The following is an 18,055-nucleotide window of genomic DNA, read 5'->3' on the forward strand; positions in this document are numbered from 1 at the left end:
TTTTTATACTAATTTCATAAGAACTTGATATGTTCCAACAGGTTTAATGGTAAAATTGCACATAGATTTTTCATAATTGCCCCGGTTGCTATTTGACCGGGGTCTCCTCATGTCATGGGGCGCCATATGGCATGGCCTCCCCCTCATGTTCACGATTCTTCCCGCCATTTCAGTATATCAAACCAGATTTCTTTTTTCAACCAGAATATAGGCCGGGATACGCCATGACGTATCCATTTTGCATGGATATCCATTGTCAAAAGCAGAGGGGTGCAACTTCCGTCACACTCCCTCTGCCCATGGATTTCATCTGCCCCCGCATCCCAGCCGACGGAAAGCAATTTTCAAACACGCCCTACAGCTTATACTCCGCGTCACACTCAAACCCCGGAAGCACCGCGCCGCCTGACACCTTGCCGCCCTTTGCCCCGCTGCTGTCCGCGTGATACAGGACCCCGCCGTCCAGGCGGTACTTATATGTCCCGTCTACCTTATAAGCCTTCTCATTGGTCTGTATCTTACCCGCGGTATTCACCAGATACACCTTGCCGTCCACCTTAAAGGCCTGGTAGTCCGTGCCTTCCTTTGCAGTCACAAGAAGCCCGTTATAGTAAAGGAACCCGTCCTTTTCCCCGCTAAGCCCGGCCCCCTTGCCTGAACCGGACGCGTTGAAATAAAACGTATGCTTTTCCCCGGAACCGTCCGCAATCCCCTCAATCCGGCCGGTGCGCATCTTCCCGTCAGAATCCCTGCTTCCGAAATATCCGGTCAGGACCGTGTCACCGGCCGTTATCTTCACAAGCCCGTTCTGCCTGCATCCATACTGGTCAAAGAAATAACCTTCCCCATTAATCTTCGTAATGGCCCCGTTCATGGTCCTTGCCGTGGTCTTAAGATATGCCGGGACGCCGTCATTTTCAAAATAATACCACGCCTTATCCCCTTCCTGCGGCCCTTTGTAGGAATCCAGCCTGTTCAGCACGCCCTTATCCTCAGAATCCCCCGGATGACTGGACAGTTCCTTCCACTGCCCCTTTACCAGATACCCGTCATCCGGTCCGCCCAGGTACACAAAACGGCTGATTCCCACCGCATCGCCTGACTGCGGGGACGCCTTGACCGCGTGCCAGCCCGTAAGCATGACGCCATTTTCATCAAAATAGTACTTCTTCCCGTCAATGGATGCATCCTTAAAGTCCTTGGAATCCGCCCGTTTGGCCCTGCCGTTGGACTGGAAGTAAAACCACTTCCCATCCTCGCCCGCAGTCGTGTATTCCCTGGATACCGCGCCTTCCTGGGGCAGCTTATCCTCATCGAATTCCAGGCACTTCCAGCCCCTTGCCATGGCGCCGTTATCACCCAGGTAATAAATGTTGTTGCCTTCATAGTACCAGCCCGTGCGGAGCCTTCCGTCGCTGTCAAAGCAGTACCTGCCGTCCTCTATGTTCTTCCAGCCGTCCTCCTCTGCCTTACCGTCCTTGCCGAGGTAATACCAGCCTTCCTCCTTAAGTCCGTCCTTACCGTCGGCGTGGATCCAGGTGTTCCTGACCATGGCGCCGCTGTCATCCACATAATAGGTATTGGCAATCCAGGTGCCCTTCTCTATAGTTCCTTCACTTCCCAGATAATAGGACTTTCCGTCCCTGGTCTTCCAGTCATTGACAGCGTAATTACCCTTGCTGTCCTTGTATCTCCAGTCCCCGTCTTCTTTTACCCAGCCGCTTTCGGACTTCTTCACGCCTGCTGCAACGGTTCCGTCCACAGGCCCTCTTTCCTTTGGCTCGGCCTTTGTAACCCCTTCGGTAACGGTGTCATATGCCGGGCCTTTGCCCGCAGCTTCCTCTCCCATGGCTGTCCCGGCTGCTGCCGATGCCATCCACAGTCCTGCCGTCACTGCCCATATCACTCTTTTTGCGGTCATACAATCCACCTCCTTATAGATTTCATTTTACCAGAAACCGGAACAAAATAACAGGAAGACAAAGGGGAAAATTACATAAGAATTCATTAATTTTTATAATCACCCCTGTTCCGGCTGGTGCTTTTGGCATGTAAGCCATCTCCGGTAGGTCAGGTCAATGAGGAACGCCCCCAGGGGCGCCGTGATCAGGATTGCAAGCACTGCCACTGTCAGCACGATATTCCCGCAGGCCAGCCCCATGGACAGGGGCACGCCCCCGATGGCTGCCTGGACCGTGGCCTTGGGCATATACGCCGCCATGCAGAACAGCCGCTCCTTAAGGCTGAGACGGGTCCCCAGAAGGCAGCACATGACGCCTGCCATCCGGAATACCAGCGCTCCCAGTATAAGCAGGATGGCGGCAGCCCCGGCTGACACGGCATAATGAATGTCCACCGTTGCCCCAACCAGGACGAACAGCAGGATTTCCGCGCCCACCCAGAGCTTGTTAAACTTTAAGGAAAGCCGCCCAGCCACTGTCTCACGCTGCTTCTGAAGGGTAATCCCCATGCACATGACAGAGATAAGGGATGAAAATGTAAATGTCCCCTTCAGCGCATCCTCAAGGCTCACCAGTACAAAGGAGATGCACAGCAGGATGATGACCTTGGCCGTATCCCGGATATGGACCCATCTGAAATACAGGGCCAGGAGCGCCCCTGCCCCGCATCCGGCCAGGATACCCGCCAGGATGGACCATGGTATCTGCACAAAACTTACAGGCGAAACACTTCCCCCCTGTGCCAGCCCTGTAAACGCCGAGAACAGGACAATCACAAACACGTCGTCCACCGACGCCCCTGCCAGTATCAGCTGTGGGATGCTGTTATCCGTGCCATACCCTTCTTCCATGAGCATTATCATCTTAGGCACAATGACGGCCGGGGATACTGCTGCAACCACAGCGCCCATGACAGCGGCCTCCAGCACGGTAATCCCCAGCAGCCTGGGCGCCAGGACCAGCATGCCCAGGATTTCAAAACAGGCAGGCACAAAGCACATAAGGATAGCCGGCCGGCCCACCCGCTTCAGATCATCCACATCCAGGGACAGACCTGCCCGCATCAGTATGATAATAAGCGCAATCCTGCGCAGCTCCGCTGAAATCCCAAGTATGGAGCCGTCAATAAGATCCAGCGCATAAGGCCCCAGCAGGATTCCTGTGGCAATCATTCCTGCAAGGCCCGGCAGCCGCAGCCTCCTGCACGCCCAGCCCGCAGCCATCCCCACCATTAACATGTACGCAATACTTAAAAGCATATCCCATTCCTCCTGAAAGCGCAAAAAAAGCCGATGGTTCCTGCGTGAAATCACACAGAAGTCATCAGCTTAAATAAGCGGTTTTAGTATGACACTAAGGGAGAACCTCATTCCCCTGTAAACAATCTCTACTATATCCTATTGGGAATCAGTTGTCAATCCATAATTCTTACTTTCTGACAGTAGAAAAAATATGGATTAAGTGCTAGAATGGGGTAAAATCCAACTGTATTCCCATCGGAAAGGAGTAAGACCATGCACCCATCCCCCATCACCATCCGCACCGCCTCTGTCAGCGACGCACCCGCCCTTCTCTCCATCTACGCCCCCTATGTTGAAAGGACAGCCATAACATTCGAATATACGGTTCCCACCCTGGAAGACTTCAGAAGCCGCATCTCCCGCACACTGGCCCGGTACCCCTATCTTGTGGCTGAATGCAGCGGGATTGCCATGGGTTATGCCTATGCATCCGCATTCCACCCACGGGCCGCCTATGACTGGTCCGCGGAGGTTTCCATCTACGTATCAGAGGACGCCAGGGGAACCGGAATCGGTACCCGGCTGTACGGCGCCCTGGAAGATATATTGAAGCAGCAGAATATCATCAATGTCAATGCCTGTATTGCCTACCCCAACCCGGGCAGCATATCCTTCCACGAGAAGCTGGGCTACCGGACAGTCGGGCATTTTACAAAATGCGGATATAAGCTGGGAAAATGGTGGGATATGATCTGGATGGAAAAAATTCTTGGGGACCATCCCGATGTTCCCGGCAGATTAATCCCTTATCCTGAATTAGGAAATGGATGTATTCCATCCTGAACTCCAGCCGCCGGATTCATGCAAAGGCAGTCCGGCCGTATGTCTGCGAAGGAAATATCCCGTCCATCAGTCTGAGCCGGAAGTCCCCAGCCTGCCATATATCCTTGCCATACGCCTGCATTTTCCTATCAGCGTCTCATCCAGATCCCCGGAGCGCATCCTCCATCTCCAGTTCTTACCCAGTGTCGACGGCTCATTGGTCCGGGACTCCGTTCCCGTGCCCAGGTAATCCTGTACCGGAATCACGGCCAGCCGGGCCACGCTTGCAAGCGCAAGCCGGATGAAATCCCAGTGTATCTCCTCCTCAGGCGTATACCGGTTTCCTATGTACTCCCTTGCAAATGCCTTATCCCTGTCATTCATGGATGCAAACCACCCTGCCAGGGTATCATTGTCATGGGTTCCCGTATAAACCACACAGTTCTCACCGTATTTATGGGGGAGATAGGCGCTGTCCTCTGTATCGTCAAAGGCAAACTCCAGCACCTTCATGCCGGGGAACCCGGTGTCCCTTACCAGCTTCAGGACAGTGGGGGTAAGGAATCCCAGGTCCTCTGCAATGATAGGCAGGTCCTGACCGCCAAACCGCTGCTGCATGGTCTCGAATATGCCGATTCCCGGCCCCTTCTCCCAGTGCCCGTATTCCGCTGTCTTATCCCCATAAGGAATGGAATAATATTCATCAAACCCACGGAAATGGTCCACCCGCACCACGTCATAGAGATGGAAACTGTAAGCCATGCGGTCCATCCACCACCTGTACCGGGTCTCTTTGTGGTATTCCCAGTCATAAAGGGGATTCCCCCACAGCTGTCCCGTGGCTGAGAATCCATCAGGCGGGCATCCGGCCACCGCCACCGGCATATTATCCGCATCAAACTGGAACAGCTCCGGATGGGACCAGCTGTCCGCGCCGTCGAATGCAACATAAATCGGGATATCCCCTATGATCCGGATTCCCTGCCCATTGGCATACCGCTTCAGGCTGCCCCACTGCTCCTCAAACTTAATCTGCTGGAATTCATAGAAACCGATCTCGTCTGACAGCATTTCCCGGTAAGCAGCCACTGCCTCCGGTTTCCTGAGGCGGATATCCTCATCCCACAGGTTCCAGCTCTTAGAACCAAAAAAGTTCTTAACCGCCATATAAAAACAGTATTCCCTGGTCTCATCGCCCAGGGTTTCGGCTGCAGGTCCATGGACTGCAGGTTCATGGACTGCGTCTGCCAGCCCGTTTTTCCATCTCTCATACGCCTTCCTGAGAAGCGGGAACCTGCCGTCATACAGTTTTCCATAATCAATGTCCCTGTCATCACTTCCAAAATCCACTGCCTGGCATTCCTCTTCTGTCAGCAGGCCTTCCTCTGTCAGCTTCTCCAAATCAATGAAATATGGATTCCCTGCAAAGGCCGAAAAGGACTGGTAAGGCGAATCCCCAAAACCAGTAGGTCCCAAAGGCAGGATCTGCCAGTACTGCTGTCCTGCCGCCTTTAATTTATCAATAAAATCATACGCTTCCTTTGAAAATGCCCCGATACCATACCGCGAAGGCAGGCTGGCAATCGGAAGCAGCATTCCACATTCCCGCATCCCGTTCATCTCCTTTATTCCAATCCTGGTTGAATCCGGTCCAACCCACTGGAAAATATCGCTTAATTGTATCATAGTTTCCTCCCGGATACAAGACCACGGCAGACCAGCCATACGCAGCGGCCGGACGCACAGCTGACGGAAAGCAATTTTCAAACACACCCTAGTCCGCATCCCCATCTTTCCTGTACTCCCCCGGCGTCCCATGATACTTTTTACGGAACAGGCGGTTAAAATAGGAAATATTATCAAAACCGCACTTCTGTGCAACATCGGTCACTGGCAGCGATGTGGTGCGCAGGAATCCCGCTGCTTTTTCCAGCCTGAAATCATTGAGGTATTGTGTAAAAGGCATTCCCATATACCGCTTAAAGTACTTCATGAAATGGGAATTGCTGTAAAAGCACAGGGCTGCTCCATCCTCCACGGTAATCCGCTCGCCATAATGTTCTTCAATATATCCCAGGAGCAGCTTCATCTTTTCCCTGGATTTACTGGGGCGCTCCCCGTTAGCAGGAAGGCTTTCCGCCGCCAGAAGGCACAGAAGTGAGAACAGTTCTCCCTTAACCCCCAGTTGGTAGCCATACGGCTTATCCCTGCACAATACATCCAGATGCCTGATGCATTCCGACAGATATATATAATTCCCCATGCCCGCCTTCATATGGACCGGGCTTTTAATCCGGCCCTCGGACAAGGGAGAGAGGAACTCTGCCGTGCACACATCCTCATCAGCCGTCATGAGCATGGATGGACGGAATATGATATTCTCATACTCCATTGTCTCCCCGCCTGTCTGGCTGATTCCATGAAGCTGCCCCGGAAATACAGCAACCGCATCCCCCATCCCCACCTCATAGGGAACCATATCCACCGTAACCAGACCCCGTCCCTTTTTAACGGATATAATCTCCATCTCCTCATGCCAATGGACCGGAACCAGCTTAAAATCAAAAGGTATGGAACAGGGATAGATATTAAAAGGGAAATCCCTTCCCGCATGTTCCTTAATCTCATGGTAATCATAATAATGCAGACTTACATGCCCATCCAACCGGATAATCCCTCCCTGTCCTTTTATTTTGATAGTATTGTACTATATATAGACATAATTATGCAAGATTTTCTTATCATATAACACTATAATACAGACAAACGTACTAGAGCCTGTTTGAAAATTCATTCCCGCCATCTGCACGCCCCACTTCGCGGGAGATTTGGCCCCGATTCAGTCAGCGTAGCCCGCTACGCCTCCATCATCGGGACCAAATCTCCCGCGAAGTGGGACGCACAGCTGACGGAAAGCAATTTTCAAACACGCTCTAAGATGTGTTTGGAACCCCACAATATGGTTACGGAACCCATGTTACCCCCACATATAAGCATACATTGAAAGGAAGTAATCCCATGAACCAAAAACAATTGGAAGAAATGCTAACCGCTGCATGTAAGAAGAATCTGGCATCCTGCACCGACCAGGAGATTTATACCGGACTCCTGCATCTGGTAAAAGACCTGGCCGGGACCCGCAGATCCGATGAAGGAAAGAAGAAGCTCTATTATATTTCCGCTGAATTCCTTATCGGAAAACTGCTGTCCAACAATATGATTAACCTTGGAATCTATGACGGCGTGAAATCCATCCTGGACAGCCACGGTAAGTCCTTAAGCCGGATTGAGGAGATAGAGCCGGAGCCATCCCTTGGCAACGGAGGACTTGGCCGCCTGGCCGCCTGTTTCCTGGATTCCATTGCAACCCTTGGATTAAACGGGGATGGAATCGGCCTGAATTATCATCTCGGCCTATTCAAACAGCTGTTTAAGGATAACCTTCAGGATGAGGAACCTAATCCCTGGATCAAGGACACCTCATGGCTCACCAAGACTGATGTAACCTATGAGATTCCCTACAAGGGCTTTACCCTGACATCCAGGATGTACGACATCCAGGTAACCGGTTATGGGAACCGCACCAACACCCTCCATCTGTTTGACGTGGAGACCGTGGATGAATCCCTGGTAACAGAAGGTATTTCCTTTGACAAGGAGGACATCCGGAAGAACCTTACCCTGTTCCTGTACCCGGACGACAGTGACAAGGCGGGCCAGGTCCTGCGCATCTACCAGCAGTATTTCATGGTCAGCAATGCCGCGCGCCTGATTCTGGCAGAAGCGCTCAGCAAAGGCTCCAGCCTTTACGACCTGCCCGACTACGCGGTCATCCAGATTAATGACACCCATCCGACCATGGTCATACCGGAGCTGATCCGTCTGCTCACCGCGGAGCACGGCATGGAAATGGACGATGCCATCCAGGTTGTAAGCAGGACCTGCGCTTACACCAACCACACCATCCTGGCAGAGGCACTGGAAACATGGCCCATGGAATATTTCAAGGAAACCGTGCCCCAGCTGATTCCAATCATGGAAGTGCTGGACGACAAGGTGCGCCGCAGATTTGACGACCAGTCCGTGGCCATCATTGACAAAGGCGACCGGGTCCATATGGCCCATATCGACATCCACTACGGCTTCAGCGTCAACGGCGTGGCTGCCCTTCACACGGATATCCTGAAGGAAAATGAACTGAATAACTTTTATCAGATTTATCCTGAAAAATTCAACAACAAGACAAACGGCATCACCTTCCGCCGGTGGCTCCTCCACTGCAATCCCCAGCTGACCGCGCTGATTGAGGAATTAACCGGTAGCGGGTTCAGGAAGGATGCCATGGAGTTAAAGAAACTGGGCGCCCCGGAATTCATGAATAACATGAAGACCCTGCACCGCCTCTTAGCCATCAAGGATGGGAAAAAAGAGGACCTGGCCCTGTACCTTAAGGAGACACAGGGGGTGGATGTGAATCCCCAGTCCATTTTTGACATCCAGATCAAGCGCCTCCATGAGTACAAGCGCCAGCAGATGAACGCCCTGTACCTGGTGCACAAATACCTGGAGATTAAGAAGGGTAAAAAACCGACCACCCCAATCACTGCCATATTCGGGGCCAAGGCAGCCCCTGCCTATGTGATTGCAAAGGATATCATCCACATGATCCTCTGCCTGGAGCAGATCATCGACAATGACCCGGATGTAAAACCATGGCTTCAGGTAATCATGGTCAATAACTACAACGTGACCCTGGCTGAGAAGCTGATACCTGCCTGCGATATTTCCGAGCAGATTTCCCTTGCCTCCAAGGAGGCCAGCGGTACGGGCAACATGAAGTTCATGCTGAACGGCGCCGTAACCCTGGGCACGGACGATGGGGCCAATGTGGAAATCCATGAACTTGTGGGGGATGACAATATCTATATCTTTGGCGATTCCAGCGAAACGGTGATCCAGCGTTACAAGGACGGGAGCTACTGCTCCAGGGCCTACTACGAAGCGGACCCATCCATCCGGGAGGCCGTGGACTTCATCACCGGCCCCCAGATGCTGGCCGTGGGTTCAAAGGAACACCTGGAGCGTCTGTCCAACGAACTGCTGACCAAGGACTGGTTCATGACCTTCCCTGACTTTGATGCATACTGCAGGGCCAAGGAACAGGCTTACAATGATTATGAGAACCGCACAGAATGGGCCAGGAAAATGCTGGTCAATATCAGCCAGGCTGGTTTCTTCTCTTCCGACCGCACCATTGAAGAATATAACCAGGATATATGGAAGCTGGACTAAGCTTTTTTAGATGGGATATTGGATTTTAACCTCATTTGTAATATATTTGGAAGAAATTTCATAAAATCTTCAAAATCATGTGATATCTTATGTGCTATACTATTACAATGCAGTGTGAGCACAATTCAGATACATACATGAAAAGGAGTAACCCAGATATGAACAAATTAACGGCGGCTGCCCTCCCGCTTGCCATGACGGCAGCACTTGCGGCAGCCCCAATCCATACAGCACTTGACGGAGCCTATGGCCACATCCCATCCCTGACAGGAGAAGCAGGTTCAGGCCAGACATCCTCCCTTGGGGTTGCAGGCGCAGGCCAGACATTCTCCCTCGGCGATGCAGGCTCAGGCCAGATATTCTCCCTTTGCGATGCATCCTCCCCCAACAATTCATTTTCCCCATACGCAGTAGGGCCTGGACTCAACAACCTTTCCACCCGGGACGACTACGCGGCCTACCAATGGGCCTTTAAGAACGACGGACAGGTACAGAAGATTGAGCGGAAGCTGGATATAAAGACAGTGGATCCCATTGTCAAGACAGATGAAAACGGGGTGGACACCATATCCCTTCCGCCCCTTGGTCCCAGCAACTTCAAGGCCAGCACCATTGATGCGGTAAAGGGGATTGATATCAACCTCCAGCCTGCCTGGGAGCTTTATGATCAGATTGAGAATAAGCGCCCGGTCATCGTGGCAATCATTGACACGGGTATTGATGTGGATCATCCGGACCTTAAGGACGCCATATGGGTCAATGAGGATGAGATTCCCGGTGACGGGATTGACAATGACGGCAATGGCTTCATCGATGATGTGAACGGCTGGAACTTCATTGACAATAACAACCAGCTCTACACCGGTAAGGAAGACAACCACGGCACCCACGCGGCAGGCACCATTGCCGCCTCCAGGAACAACGGCGGTTCAGTGGGAATCACGGATAACCAGTATGTCAAGATCATGTCCATCAAAGCCCTGGGCGGCGAGGAAGGAAAGGGCAGCCCTGAAAGCGTCATTGCCGCCATCCGCTACGCCGAGGCCAATGGCGCCCAGATATGCAATCTAAGCTTTGGTTCTGAAAATTACACCGAGGAGTTCCGTGCAACCATCCAGAATTCCAAGATGCTGTTCGTGGTTGCGGCGGGCAATGGGAACGAGGACGAAATCGGCTACAATATAGATAAGAATCCTGTCTACCCAGCCAGCCTTCCATATGACAATATCATAACCGTGGCTAACCTGATATTCAACGGCAAGCTGGACAGAAGCTCCAACTACGGCCCGGTCAGCGTGGATATTGCCGCCCCGGGCACATTCATCCTAAGCACCATCCCGGATAAATCCTTCGCCTTCATGTCCGGCACCTCCATGGCAGCGCCCATGGTAACGGGAGCAGCCGCCATGCTGTACTCCGCCCGCCCGGAACTGAGCCTTCAGGATGTGAAGAATATCCTCATCACCTCGGCCCATAAGCTGGATACCCTGAACGGAAGGGTATATAGCGGCGGGATGCTGGATGTGTATTCAGCCCTTCAGTGGGCAAGACAGTAAGGATAGGCCACAATGAGACGCCATGAATCCACTAAATAAAGAAGCAGCCGCCTCAATGGGGGAATCCCATTGAGACGGCAGCTTCTTTATTCTTAATCTGTCTTTATTCTTAATGCTTCTTTATTCTTAATCTTTCTTTATATCCCTATTTCCCTTACCCAATTACACAGGATAAGCCTTACTCTCCTTATCAGCCACAGCGCTGTCCACCTTGGTCTGCTGTGCGGCCCTGTACTCGAAGAATTCCTTTGCAACAGCCGGGAACAGTGCGTAACTCAACACATCCTCATCCTGCTGCTTCCACTGTGCGCATTCCTTCTCAAACTGAGGAAGCTGCGGCGGAATCAGGTCGGCCGGACGGCAGGTAATCGGTGTCTCATCGCCGATGATCTTCTTCTGGACTTCAGCATTAAATGGCTTAACTGTCTGGCCGAACTCGCCGAGCATGATTTTCTTGGACTCCTTCGGAACCATCTTATAGCGCTCGCCCATGATGACGTTCATAACAGCCTGGGTACCGACAATCTGTGAAGACGGTGTAACCAGGGGAGGCTCACCAAAGTCCTTACGCACTCTCGGGATTTCCTCCAGAACCTGGCGGTACTTGTCTTCCTGTCCAGCATCCTTAAGCTGCTTAACCAGGTTGGAGAGCATGCCGCCCGGTACCTGATACTGCAGTGTCTTGATATTAACGCCCAGCACCTTCGGGTTCAGGAGGCCGCTCTTAAGCGCCTCGTCGCGGATTGGCTGGAAGTGGTCTGCAATCTCAGCCAGCAGTGTCTGGTCATAACCAGTGTCGTACGGTGTGCCGCGGAAGGTCTCAACCATGACCTCGGTTGCCGGCTGGCTGGTTCCCAGTGCCAGAGGTGACATTGCACAGTCAATAATCTCACAGCCTGCTTCTACTGCCTTTAAGTAGGTCATGGAGGCAACGCCGGAGGTGTAGTGGGTATGCAGGTCGATTGGAAGCTTGGTGCCTTCCTTCAGGGCCTGTACCAGCTCTGCTGCCGCATATGGTGTCAGAAGGCCGGCCATATCCTTGATACACAGGGAATCAGCGCCCATGTCCTCAATCCTCTTGGCAATGTCCTTCCAGTAATCCAGGGTATATGCGTCACCCAGTGTGTAGCAAAGGGCTATCTGAGCATGTCCTTTTTCCTTGTTGGTAGCCTTCACGGCTGTCTCCAGGTTGCGGATATCGTTCAGACAGTCGAAAATACGAATGATATCAATACCATTGGCAATGGACTTCTGTACAAAGTACTCCACCACATCATCTGCATAATGGTTATATCCCAGGATGTTCTGTCCGCGGAACAGCATCTGCAGCTTGGTATTCTTAAATCCATCCCTCAGTTTCCTCAGTCTGTCCCATGGATCTTCCTTCAGGAAACGAAGGCAGGAATCAAATGTAGCGCCGCCCCAGCACTCGACTGCGTGGTAGCCTACTTTGTCCATCTTATCAATAATGGGCAGCATCTGCTCAGTAGACATCCTGGTTGCAAGCAAGGACTGATGGGCGTCACGAAGGACGGTCTCCACAATCTTTACTGGCCTCTTCTCTATCTCTGCCATAGTTATAATCCTCCTATAATTGTCAAAATGTTATACCGTTATACCCCAAAGATTGCCATGAACGTACCGGCTGCGACCGCTGTGCCGATAACGCCTGCAACGTTGGGTCCCATGGCATGCATCAGCAGGAAGTTGGTAGGATCTGCTTCTGCGCCAACCTTCTGGGACACACGTGCTGCCATAGGAACTGCAGATACGCCTGCGGAACCGATTAACGGATTGATCTTTCCTCCGGTAATCTTGCAAAGGAGCTTGCCGAAAAGCACGCCGCCAATGGTGCCGAAGCAGAATGCAACAAGGCCCAGGACAACAATCTTAACGGTTGTTGCATTTAAAAATGCCTCAGCGCTGGTGGTTGCACCAACAGAAGTTCCCAGCAGGATGACCACTATATACATCAGCGCGTTGCTTGCCGTGTCAGCCAGCTGCTTGACAACGCCGCTCTCACGGAACAGGTTGCCTAACATCAGCATACCTACAAGAGGAGCTGTGGACGGCAGGATCAGACACACTACCACGGTCACGATGATTGGGAATAAAATCTTCTCCAGCTTGGATACCGGACGAAGCTGTTCCATCTTAATCTTACGTTCTTTCTCAGTTGTAAGCAGCTTCATGAACGGCGGCTGGATGATTGGCACCAGCGCCATGTAGGAATACGCTGCCACTGCAATGGGTCCCATGATCTGAGTCTGTCCCAGCTTACTGCACAGGAACAGGGATGTAGGGCCGTCCGCTCCGCCGATGATGGAGATGGCAGCCGCTTCCTTGCCTGTGAATCCCAGCAGGATGGCGAAGAAATAAGCGGAATAGATACCCAGCTGTGCCGCAGCTCCCATAATGAAGCTGATTGGGTTGGCAATCAGCGGACCAAAGTCCGTCATCGCGCCTACGCCCAGGAAAATGAGGGACGGTAAGATGCTCCACTCATCCAGCTGGAAGAAATACCACAAAAGCCCTCCGGTTCCATTGGATGTCTGCTCCGGTGAATACATGATCTCAGGATAAATATTAACCAGCAGCATTCCGAATGCAATCGGGATCAGAAGCAGGGGCTCATACCCCTTCCTGATGGCAAGATACAAGAACACCAGGGCTACTACGATCATTGCATAATTGCCTGCGTCCAGATGGAAAAACGCCATCTGGTTCAGCAGGTTGTTAACTATATTGCCAAAATCCATAATGTTCCCTCCATAATGAATCCCATATTACTATGGACCCACCTATTTTATTAGTTCAGAGTAGCCAAAACCGCGCCTGATTCAACGGAATCGCCAGTGGATACATTAATGCTGGCAATGGTTCCATCCTGAGGAGCCACGATATCATTTTCCATCTTCATTGCTTCCAGTACCAGGATGACGTCGCCCTTCTTGACAGCCTGGCCAACCGCGCCCTTGACAGCTACCACCTTGCCTGGCATTGGGGCCGCAACCTGCACGGAGCCAGCTGCGCCTGCCGGTGCGGGAGCTGCTGCCGGTGCAGGAGCTGCTGCTGGAGCCGGGGCCGCTGCCGGGGCAACAGGAGCTGCTGCCGGTGCAGCACCTGCTGCTGCGCCTTCTTCAACGGTTACTGCATATGCTTTTCCATTAACTGTAATTGTATATGTCTTCATTATATAATTCCTCCTGAAATTAAGAATAATTACGGAATCCTGTTCCTATCTCCGCCTGGAACCCTGTACGCGGCGGATGGAACGAACCACCAGACCGTTAGAAGAAGTTCCCTCATAAGCGGCTATGGCCGCTGTGATAACTGCTACAAGCTCAGCATCACCGGATAAATCCGGACCTGCTGCCGGTGCTGCGGGCGCTGCAGGCGCTGCCTTTACCGGCGCGGGTGCTGGCGCTGGCGTTTCATTCTTTGTCTTAAGCCCTGTCTCCCACTTGTGGATGAATTTGAAGCAGGCAATCAGCAGGCTGATGAAAATCAGGACAGCAAACACTGTACCGATACCAATCACAGCATATACCGTGGCTGTCTCCAGCAGGCTTGCGACGCTCTTATCTGCTTCCGATGCATCAACCAGTTCGGTAAATTCAGATACAACCGTACCGGTGGCATCATTTACATTGACCACGTACTGCATCTTTCCTTCGGTAAATGTAACCGGAAGGGCAACCGTATAACTGCCGTCAGCCAGAAGCACCACTGATGCGCCGTCCAGATCCACATCCCTTACTTCGCCGTATTCATGCTTCGCATCAATCAGGACATTAAAGTAATTGACGCTGTCTTCGGTTCCCACTTTCTCATACATGGCCTTCTGGACATTCAGCTGTTCCAGGGATACTGACAGATCCTGTGCCGCCTGGATTTTCTTACTGATGGCCATGTTCTCATCTACGGGGGTTCCCTCCATGCTGATCTGGGCAGCCTTTGCTGCAGCATCATCCTGTTTCGCAGAGCAGGCAGACAGGCTCATCAGGCAGGCAGCCATCAGAACCGCTGCTGCCGCTCGTTTCATTAATCGTCTCATATACCTGTCACCTCTCTTTAAACCGTGCCATGCTTCTTAGACGGACGGTCCTCTCTCTTTGTGAACAGCATTTCAAAGGCCGCGATTACCCTCTGACGGGTCTCCTCTGCCTTGATGATATCGTCTACATATCCTCTCTTAGCTGCTGCAACGGCGCTGGACTGCAGTGTGGCATACTCTGCTGTCTTCTCCGCAATCAGGGCAGCCCCATTGTCGGATGCGTTGATTTCACCTGCGTACATGATCTTAACTGCTTCAGCCGGATTCATCATGCCGATGACCGCGTTCGGCCATGCGTAAACCACATCCGCGCCAATGGACTTGCTGCCCATGGTCAGGTATGCGCTTCCGAATGCATCCTTCACAACAACTGTTACCTTTGGTACGCTTGCATTGGCATAAGCATAGGTAAGGCGTGCCGCTGCCTTGGCAATCCGTCTCTCGCTGCACTTCTTGGCCTTGTAGCCCTTAACGTTAACAAGGGTAAGTACAGGAATGTTGAAGGCGTCGCAGAAATTGATGAAGTCGGTGGCCTTGTCACAGCCCTTGCCGGACAGTACGGCCTCGAACTCTTCCTTCTTCTCACCGTTCTCATAAACCTCGGTACGGTTTGCAACACAGCCCACGGTTGTCCCATTCAGGCGGATGAATCCGGTTACCATGCAGGGTTCATAAGCTTTCTTAACTTCCATAAAGAAATTATTGTCAGAAATCATGGACAATGCCAGGGCCGTATCTCCTGTGCATGCATCCAGGTTCTCACAGATGCGGTTTAAATCATCCTGGCACTCGCCATAGGACATGTCATCTTCATTATTGGATGGCAAAATGGATACCAGGCTGCGTATCTGGGACAGGATAGAGGCTTCGTCCCCTGTAAAATCAGCCAGACCTGATTCCCTGCTCTGGAATTCAGCTGAGGAAGTGTCACATTTTTCCTTGTAGTTCCCGTCAATTGCATTCGGTGCATTGACAAACAGTTTGCCGGACTTCTCTTCCATAAAGGTGAAATCCGTAATGCCTGCAGATACCGCCATGCCGCCGCCGCAGGTCCCAAAGATTGCTGTTATCTGTGGAATCACGCCGGATGCCATGGTCTGGCTTAAATACAGCTTCCCAAAACCGTCCAGTGCGTCGGTTGCTTCCTGAAGACGCAGTCCTGCACAGTCTACTAGACCAACCACAGGCGCTCCCATCTTCATTGCCATGGAATAGATGTTGCAGATTTTCTTTGCATGCATTTCACCCATGGAACCGCCTAATACTGACGCATCCTGGCTGTATACATACACCAGGCATCCACCGATGGTACCATAACCGGTAACCACACCATCAGCCGGGGTCTCCTGCTCAGTCATGTTAAAGTCCGTACTTCTGGCAGTGATGTACGCGCCGACTTCAACAAAACTGTTCTCATCAAGCAGGGCTGCGATGCGGCTGCTTGCTGAAGTTTGTGCTGAATTACTCATTTTCCAGTCCTCCATCATTCATAAGTTTAACAATATCTAAGCATCAAAGCTGAAAAAAACAGCCATGACGCAAAAAAAAGCAGAAATATTGCCACATACTATTATAATAATAAATTTGTCAAATTTCAAGTTCTTTCGGTATAAAAAGGTGAAAATATTAACGAACCTCCAAATACGGGATATGGAAAGGAGTTGTAGCATTTCCAAAAGAAATAGAAAGGCTGCAACTCCATTTTTGTTAGATAGTACTCAATATTTTTTATCCGATTGAAAAAAATTTGTCATGGATGACCTGGACTGCTTTATCCGCATCCTTCTTGTCAACCAGGACCGATATCTTGATCTCGCTGGTGGAAATCATGTTGATGTTGATATTGGCATCGTAAAGCGCCTCAAAGAGCGTGGCTGCCACGCCGGGGTTGTTGATCATACCCGCGCCCACAACGGAAACCTTTGCAATATCCGTATTCGTCTCAAGCCGCGCATAGCGGATTTCGTCCCTGTGTTCCTCAAGCAGTCCGGCCGCCTTTAAAAGATCTGATCCGGCAACTGTAAAGCAGATGTCCTTGCCCTCCTCATGGCCAATACCCTGAAGGATGATGTCCACATTGATGTGGTTCTGGGCCAGCAGGGAGAATACCTTAAAAGAGGTTCCTATCTCGTTGGGCACCCCGATCAGTGCAATCCTTGAAATATTCTTGTCCTTTGCCACGCTGCTGATATATGACTTTTCCATACGCTTTACTACTCCCTTCACTTTTGTGCCCGGATGGCCCGTAAAGCTTGAGAGCACCTCCAGTCTCACATTATATTTCTTCGCCATCTCCACCGAACGGTTATGTAACACCTGGGCGCCCAGGGTGGCCAGCTCCAGCATCTCGTTGTAGGTCACCTCATCCAGCTTCCTGGCTCCCTTTACCGTCCTTGGGTCTGCGGTGTACACCCCGTCCACATCCGTGTAAATCTGGCAAAGCTCCGCATCCAGGGTGGCTGCCAGGGCCACTGCCGAGGTATCGGAGCCTCCCCTTCCAAGGGTGGTGATGTCCTGGTTCCTGTTTATCCCCTGGAATCCGGTGACAATGACAATCTTCTTCTGGTTCAGTTCCGCCTCAATCCGCTCCGTGTCCACCCGCTTGATCCTGGCGTTCCTGGAAACCGTGTTGGTATACATGCCGGCCTGCCAGCCCGTCAGCGATATGACAGGGCAGCCCAGGGCTTCAATGGCCATGGCGCACAGGGACACCGATATCTGTTCCCCTGTGGACAGCAGCATATCCATTTCCCGGTTTGAAGCATTGGGATTCACCTTCCTGGCCATCTCTATCAGGTCGTCCGTGGTGTCTCCCTGGGCGGATAGCACGGCCACCACCTGGTTTCCCGCCTTATAGGTGTCCGTGATGATCCTTGCCACGTTACGGAGTCTCTCCGTGTCAGCCACCGAGGTCCCGCCGAATTTCTGTACAATTAAACCCATACCTGTTCCTTTCCATACCTGTTCTCTGTTTCAATCCACGCCCAGTATATTGTCGAAGTGCGACTGCATCCTACGTAGATGCGTGGTTGACCTCATGGCAGTGGGGATACCGATTACTCTCCGCCCACCACTGCCGTTAAGTTTGTTTTTGGCAATTCATCCCACCACCTTAGAGGATGGGAG

At 51.8% G+C, this 18,055-nt stretch carries 14 protein-coding genes and 1 riboswitch; of the genes, 4 read left to right on the top strand and 10 right to left on the bottom strand.

From position 1 onward, the window contains the following. Positions 1 to 355 precede the first annotated feature (355 nt). Positions 356 to 1,921, bottom strand: a complete 1,566-nt coding sequence (locus MCJ35_RS20205) for an N-acetylmuramoyl-L-alanine amidase family protein (RefSeq protein ID WP_025485626.1) — start codon at positions 1,919 to 1,921, stop codon at positions 356 to 358. A gap of 99 nt (positions 1,922 to 2,020) precedes the next feature. Then, on the bottom strand, positions 2,021 to 3,220 hold the full coding sequence (locus tag MCJ35_RS20210) for a cation:proton antiporter (protein WP_025485624.1): 1,200 nt from the start codon (positions 3,218 to 3,220) through the stop codon (positions 2,021 to 2,023). A 48-nt stretch (positions 3,221 to 3,268) separates the two neighbouring features. Continuing rightward, positions 3,269 to 3,344, bottom strand: a riboswitch (Fluoride riboswitch). A 131-nt stretch (positions 3,345 to 3,475) separates the two neighbouring features. Between MCJ35_RS20210 and MCJ35_RS20215 the strand changes: the two genes are divergently transcribed. Further along, the gene (locus tag MCJ35_RS20215) at positions 3,476 to 4,045 is read left to right on the top strand and encodes a GNAT family N-acetyltransferase (protein ID WP_025485623.1); all 570 of its coding nucleotides are present in this window, start codon (positions 3,476 to 3,478) and stop codon (positions 4,043 to 4,045) included. Between the two features lie 66 nt (positions 4,046 to 4,111). Here MCJ35_RS20215 and malQ read toward each other — a convergent pair whose 3' ends face one another. Both malQ and MCJ35_RS20225 read right to left on the bottom strand, forming a co-directional pair. Continuing rightward, positions 4,112 to 5,635, bottom strand: coding sequence for a 4-alpha-glucanotransferase (gene malQ / locus MCJ35_RS20220; protein WP_227795879.1), 1,524 nt, complete (start codon positions 5,633 to 5,635; stop codon positions 4,112 to 4,114). 163 nt (positions 5,636 to 5,798) lie between these two features. After that, positions 5,799 to 6,689, bottom strand: coding sequence for a helix-turn-helix transcriptional regulator (locus MCJ35_RS20225; RefSeq protein ID WP_025485622.1), 891 nt, complete (start codon positions 6,687 to 6,689; stop codon positions 5,799 to 5,801). Between the two features lie 117 nt (positions 6,690 to 6,806). Between MCJ35_RS20225 and MCJ35_RS32225 the strand changes: the two genes are divergently transcribed. The 3 genes from MCJ35_RS32225 (at position 6,807) to MCJ35_RS20235 (ending at position 10,872) form a co-directional block, all read left to right on the top strand. Further along, positions 6,807 to 7,028 (top strand): DUF6783 domain-containing protein, encoded by a 222-nt coding sequence (locus MCJ35_RS32225; RefSeq protein ID WP_353656082.1) that lies wholly within the window; start codon positions 6,807 to 6,809, stop codon positions 7,026 to 7,028. Positions 7,029 to 7,042: 14 nt separating this feature from the next. Beyond that, a complete protein-coding gene (locus MCJ35_RS20230; RefSeq protein ID WP_240299630.1) occupies positions 7,043 to 9,316 on the top strand; it encodes a glycogen/starch/alpha-glucan phosphorylase in 2,274 nt (757 codons plus the stop codon). 158 nt (positions 9,317 to 9,474) lie between these two features. Next, entirely contained in the window at positions 9,475 to 10,872 is a 1,398-nt protein-coding gene (locus MCJ35_RS20235) for a S8 family peptidase (RefSeq protein WP_025485620.1), read from the top strand. Positions 10,873 to 11,034: 162 nt separating this feature from the next. On the opposite strand, the gene MCJ35_RS20240 is transcribed toward MCJ35_RS20235, so the two are convergent. The 6 genes from MCJ35_RS20240 to MCJ35_RS20265 all read right to left on the bottom strand — a co-directional run bounded on the left by MCJ35_RS20240 (position 11,035) and on the right by MCJ35_RS20265 (position 17,872). Beyond that, on the bottom strand, positions 11,035 to 12,447 hold the full coding sequence (locus tag MCJ35_RS20240) for an oxaloacetate decarboxylase subunit alpha (RefSeq protein WP_025485619.1): 1,413 nt from the start codon (positions 12,445 to 12,447) through the stop codon (positions 11,035 to 11,037). Between the two features lie 38 nt (positions 12,448 to 12,485). Next, positions 12,486 to 13,631 (bottom strand): sodium ion-translocating decarboxylase subunit beta, encoded by a 1,146-nt coding sequence (locus tag MCJ35_RS20245; RefSeq protein ID WP_120055300.1) that lies wholly within the window; start codon positions 13,629 to 13,631, stop codon positions 12,486 to 12,488. A 50-nt stretch (positions 13,632 to 13,681) separates the two neighbouring features. Beyond that, on the bottom strand, positions 13,682 to 14,065 hold the full coding sequence (locus MCJ35_RS20250) for a biotin/lipoyl-containing protein (RefSeq protein WP_008719698.1): 384 nt from the start codon (positions 14,063 to 14,065) through the stop codon (positions 13,682 to 13,684). A 45-nt stretch (positions 14,066 to 14,110) separates the two neighbouring features. After that, entirely contained in the window at positions 14,111 to 14,929 is an 819-nt protein-coding gene (locus MCJ35_RS20255; RefSeq protein ID WP_025485617.1) for an OadG family protein, read from the bottom strand. Between the two features lie 17 nt (positions 14,930 to 14,946). Next, positions 14,947 to 16,398, bottom strand: coding sequence for an acyl-CoA carboxylase subunit beta (locus MCJ35_RS20260; protein WP_025485616.1), 1,452 nt, complete (start codon positions 16,396 to 16,398; stop codon positions 14,947 to 14,949). 259 nt (positions 16,399 to 16,657) lie between these two features. After that, the gene (locus MCJ35_RS20265; RefSeq protein ID WP_008719701.1) at positions 16,658 to 17,872 is read right to left on the bottom strand and encodes an aspartate kinase; all 1,215 of its coding nucleotides are present in this window, start codon (positions 17,870 to 17,872) and stop codon (positions 16,658 to 16,660) included. Between the last annotated feature and the right edge of the window lie 183 nt (positions 17,873 to 18,055).

This window comes from Enterocloster sp. OA13 (genome assembly GCF_022440595.1).
GTDB classification, from domain to species: domain Bacteria; phylum Bacillota; class Clostridia; order Lachnospirales; family Lachnospiraceae; genus Enterocloster; species Enterocloster hominis.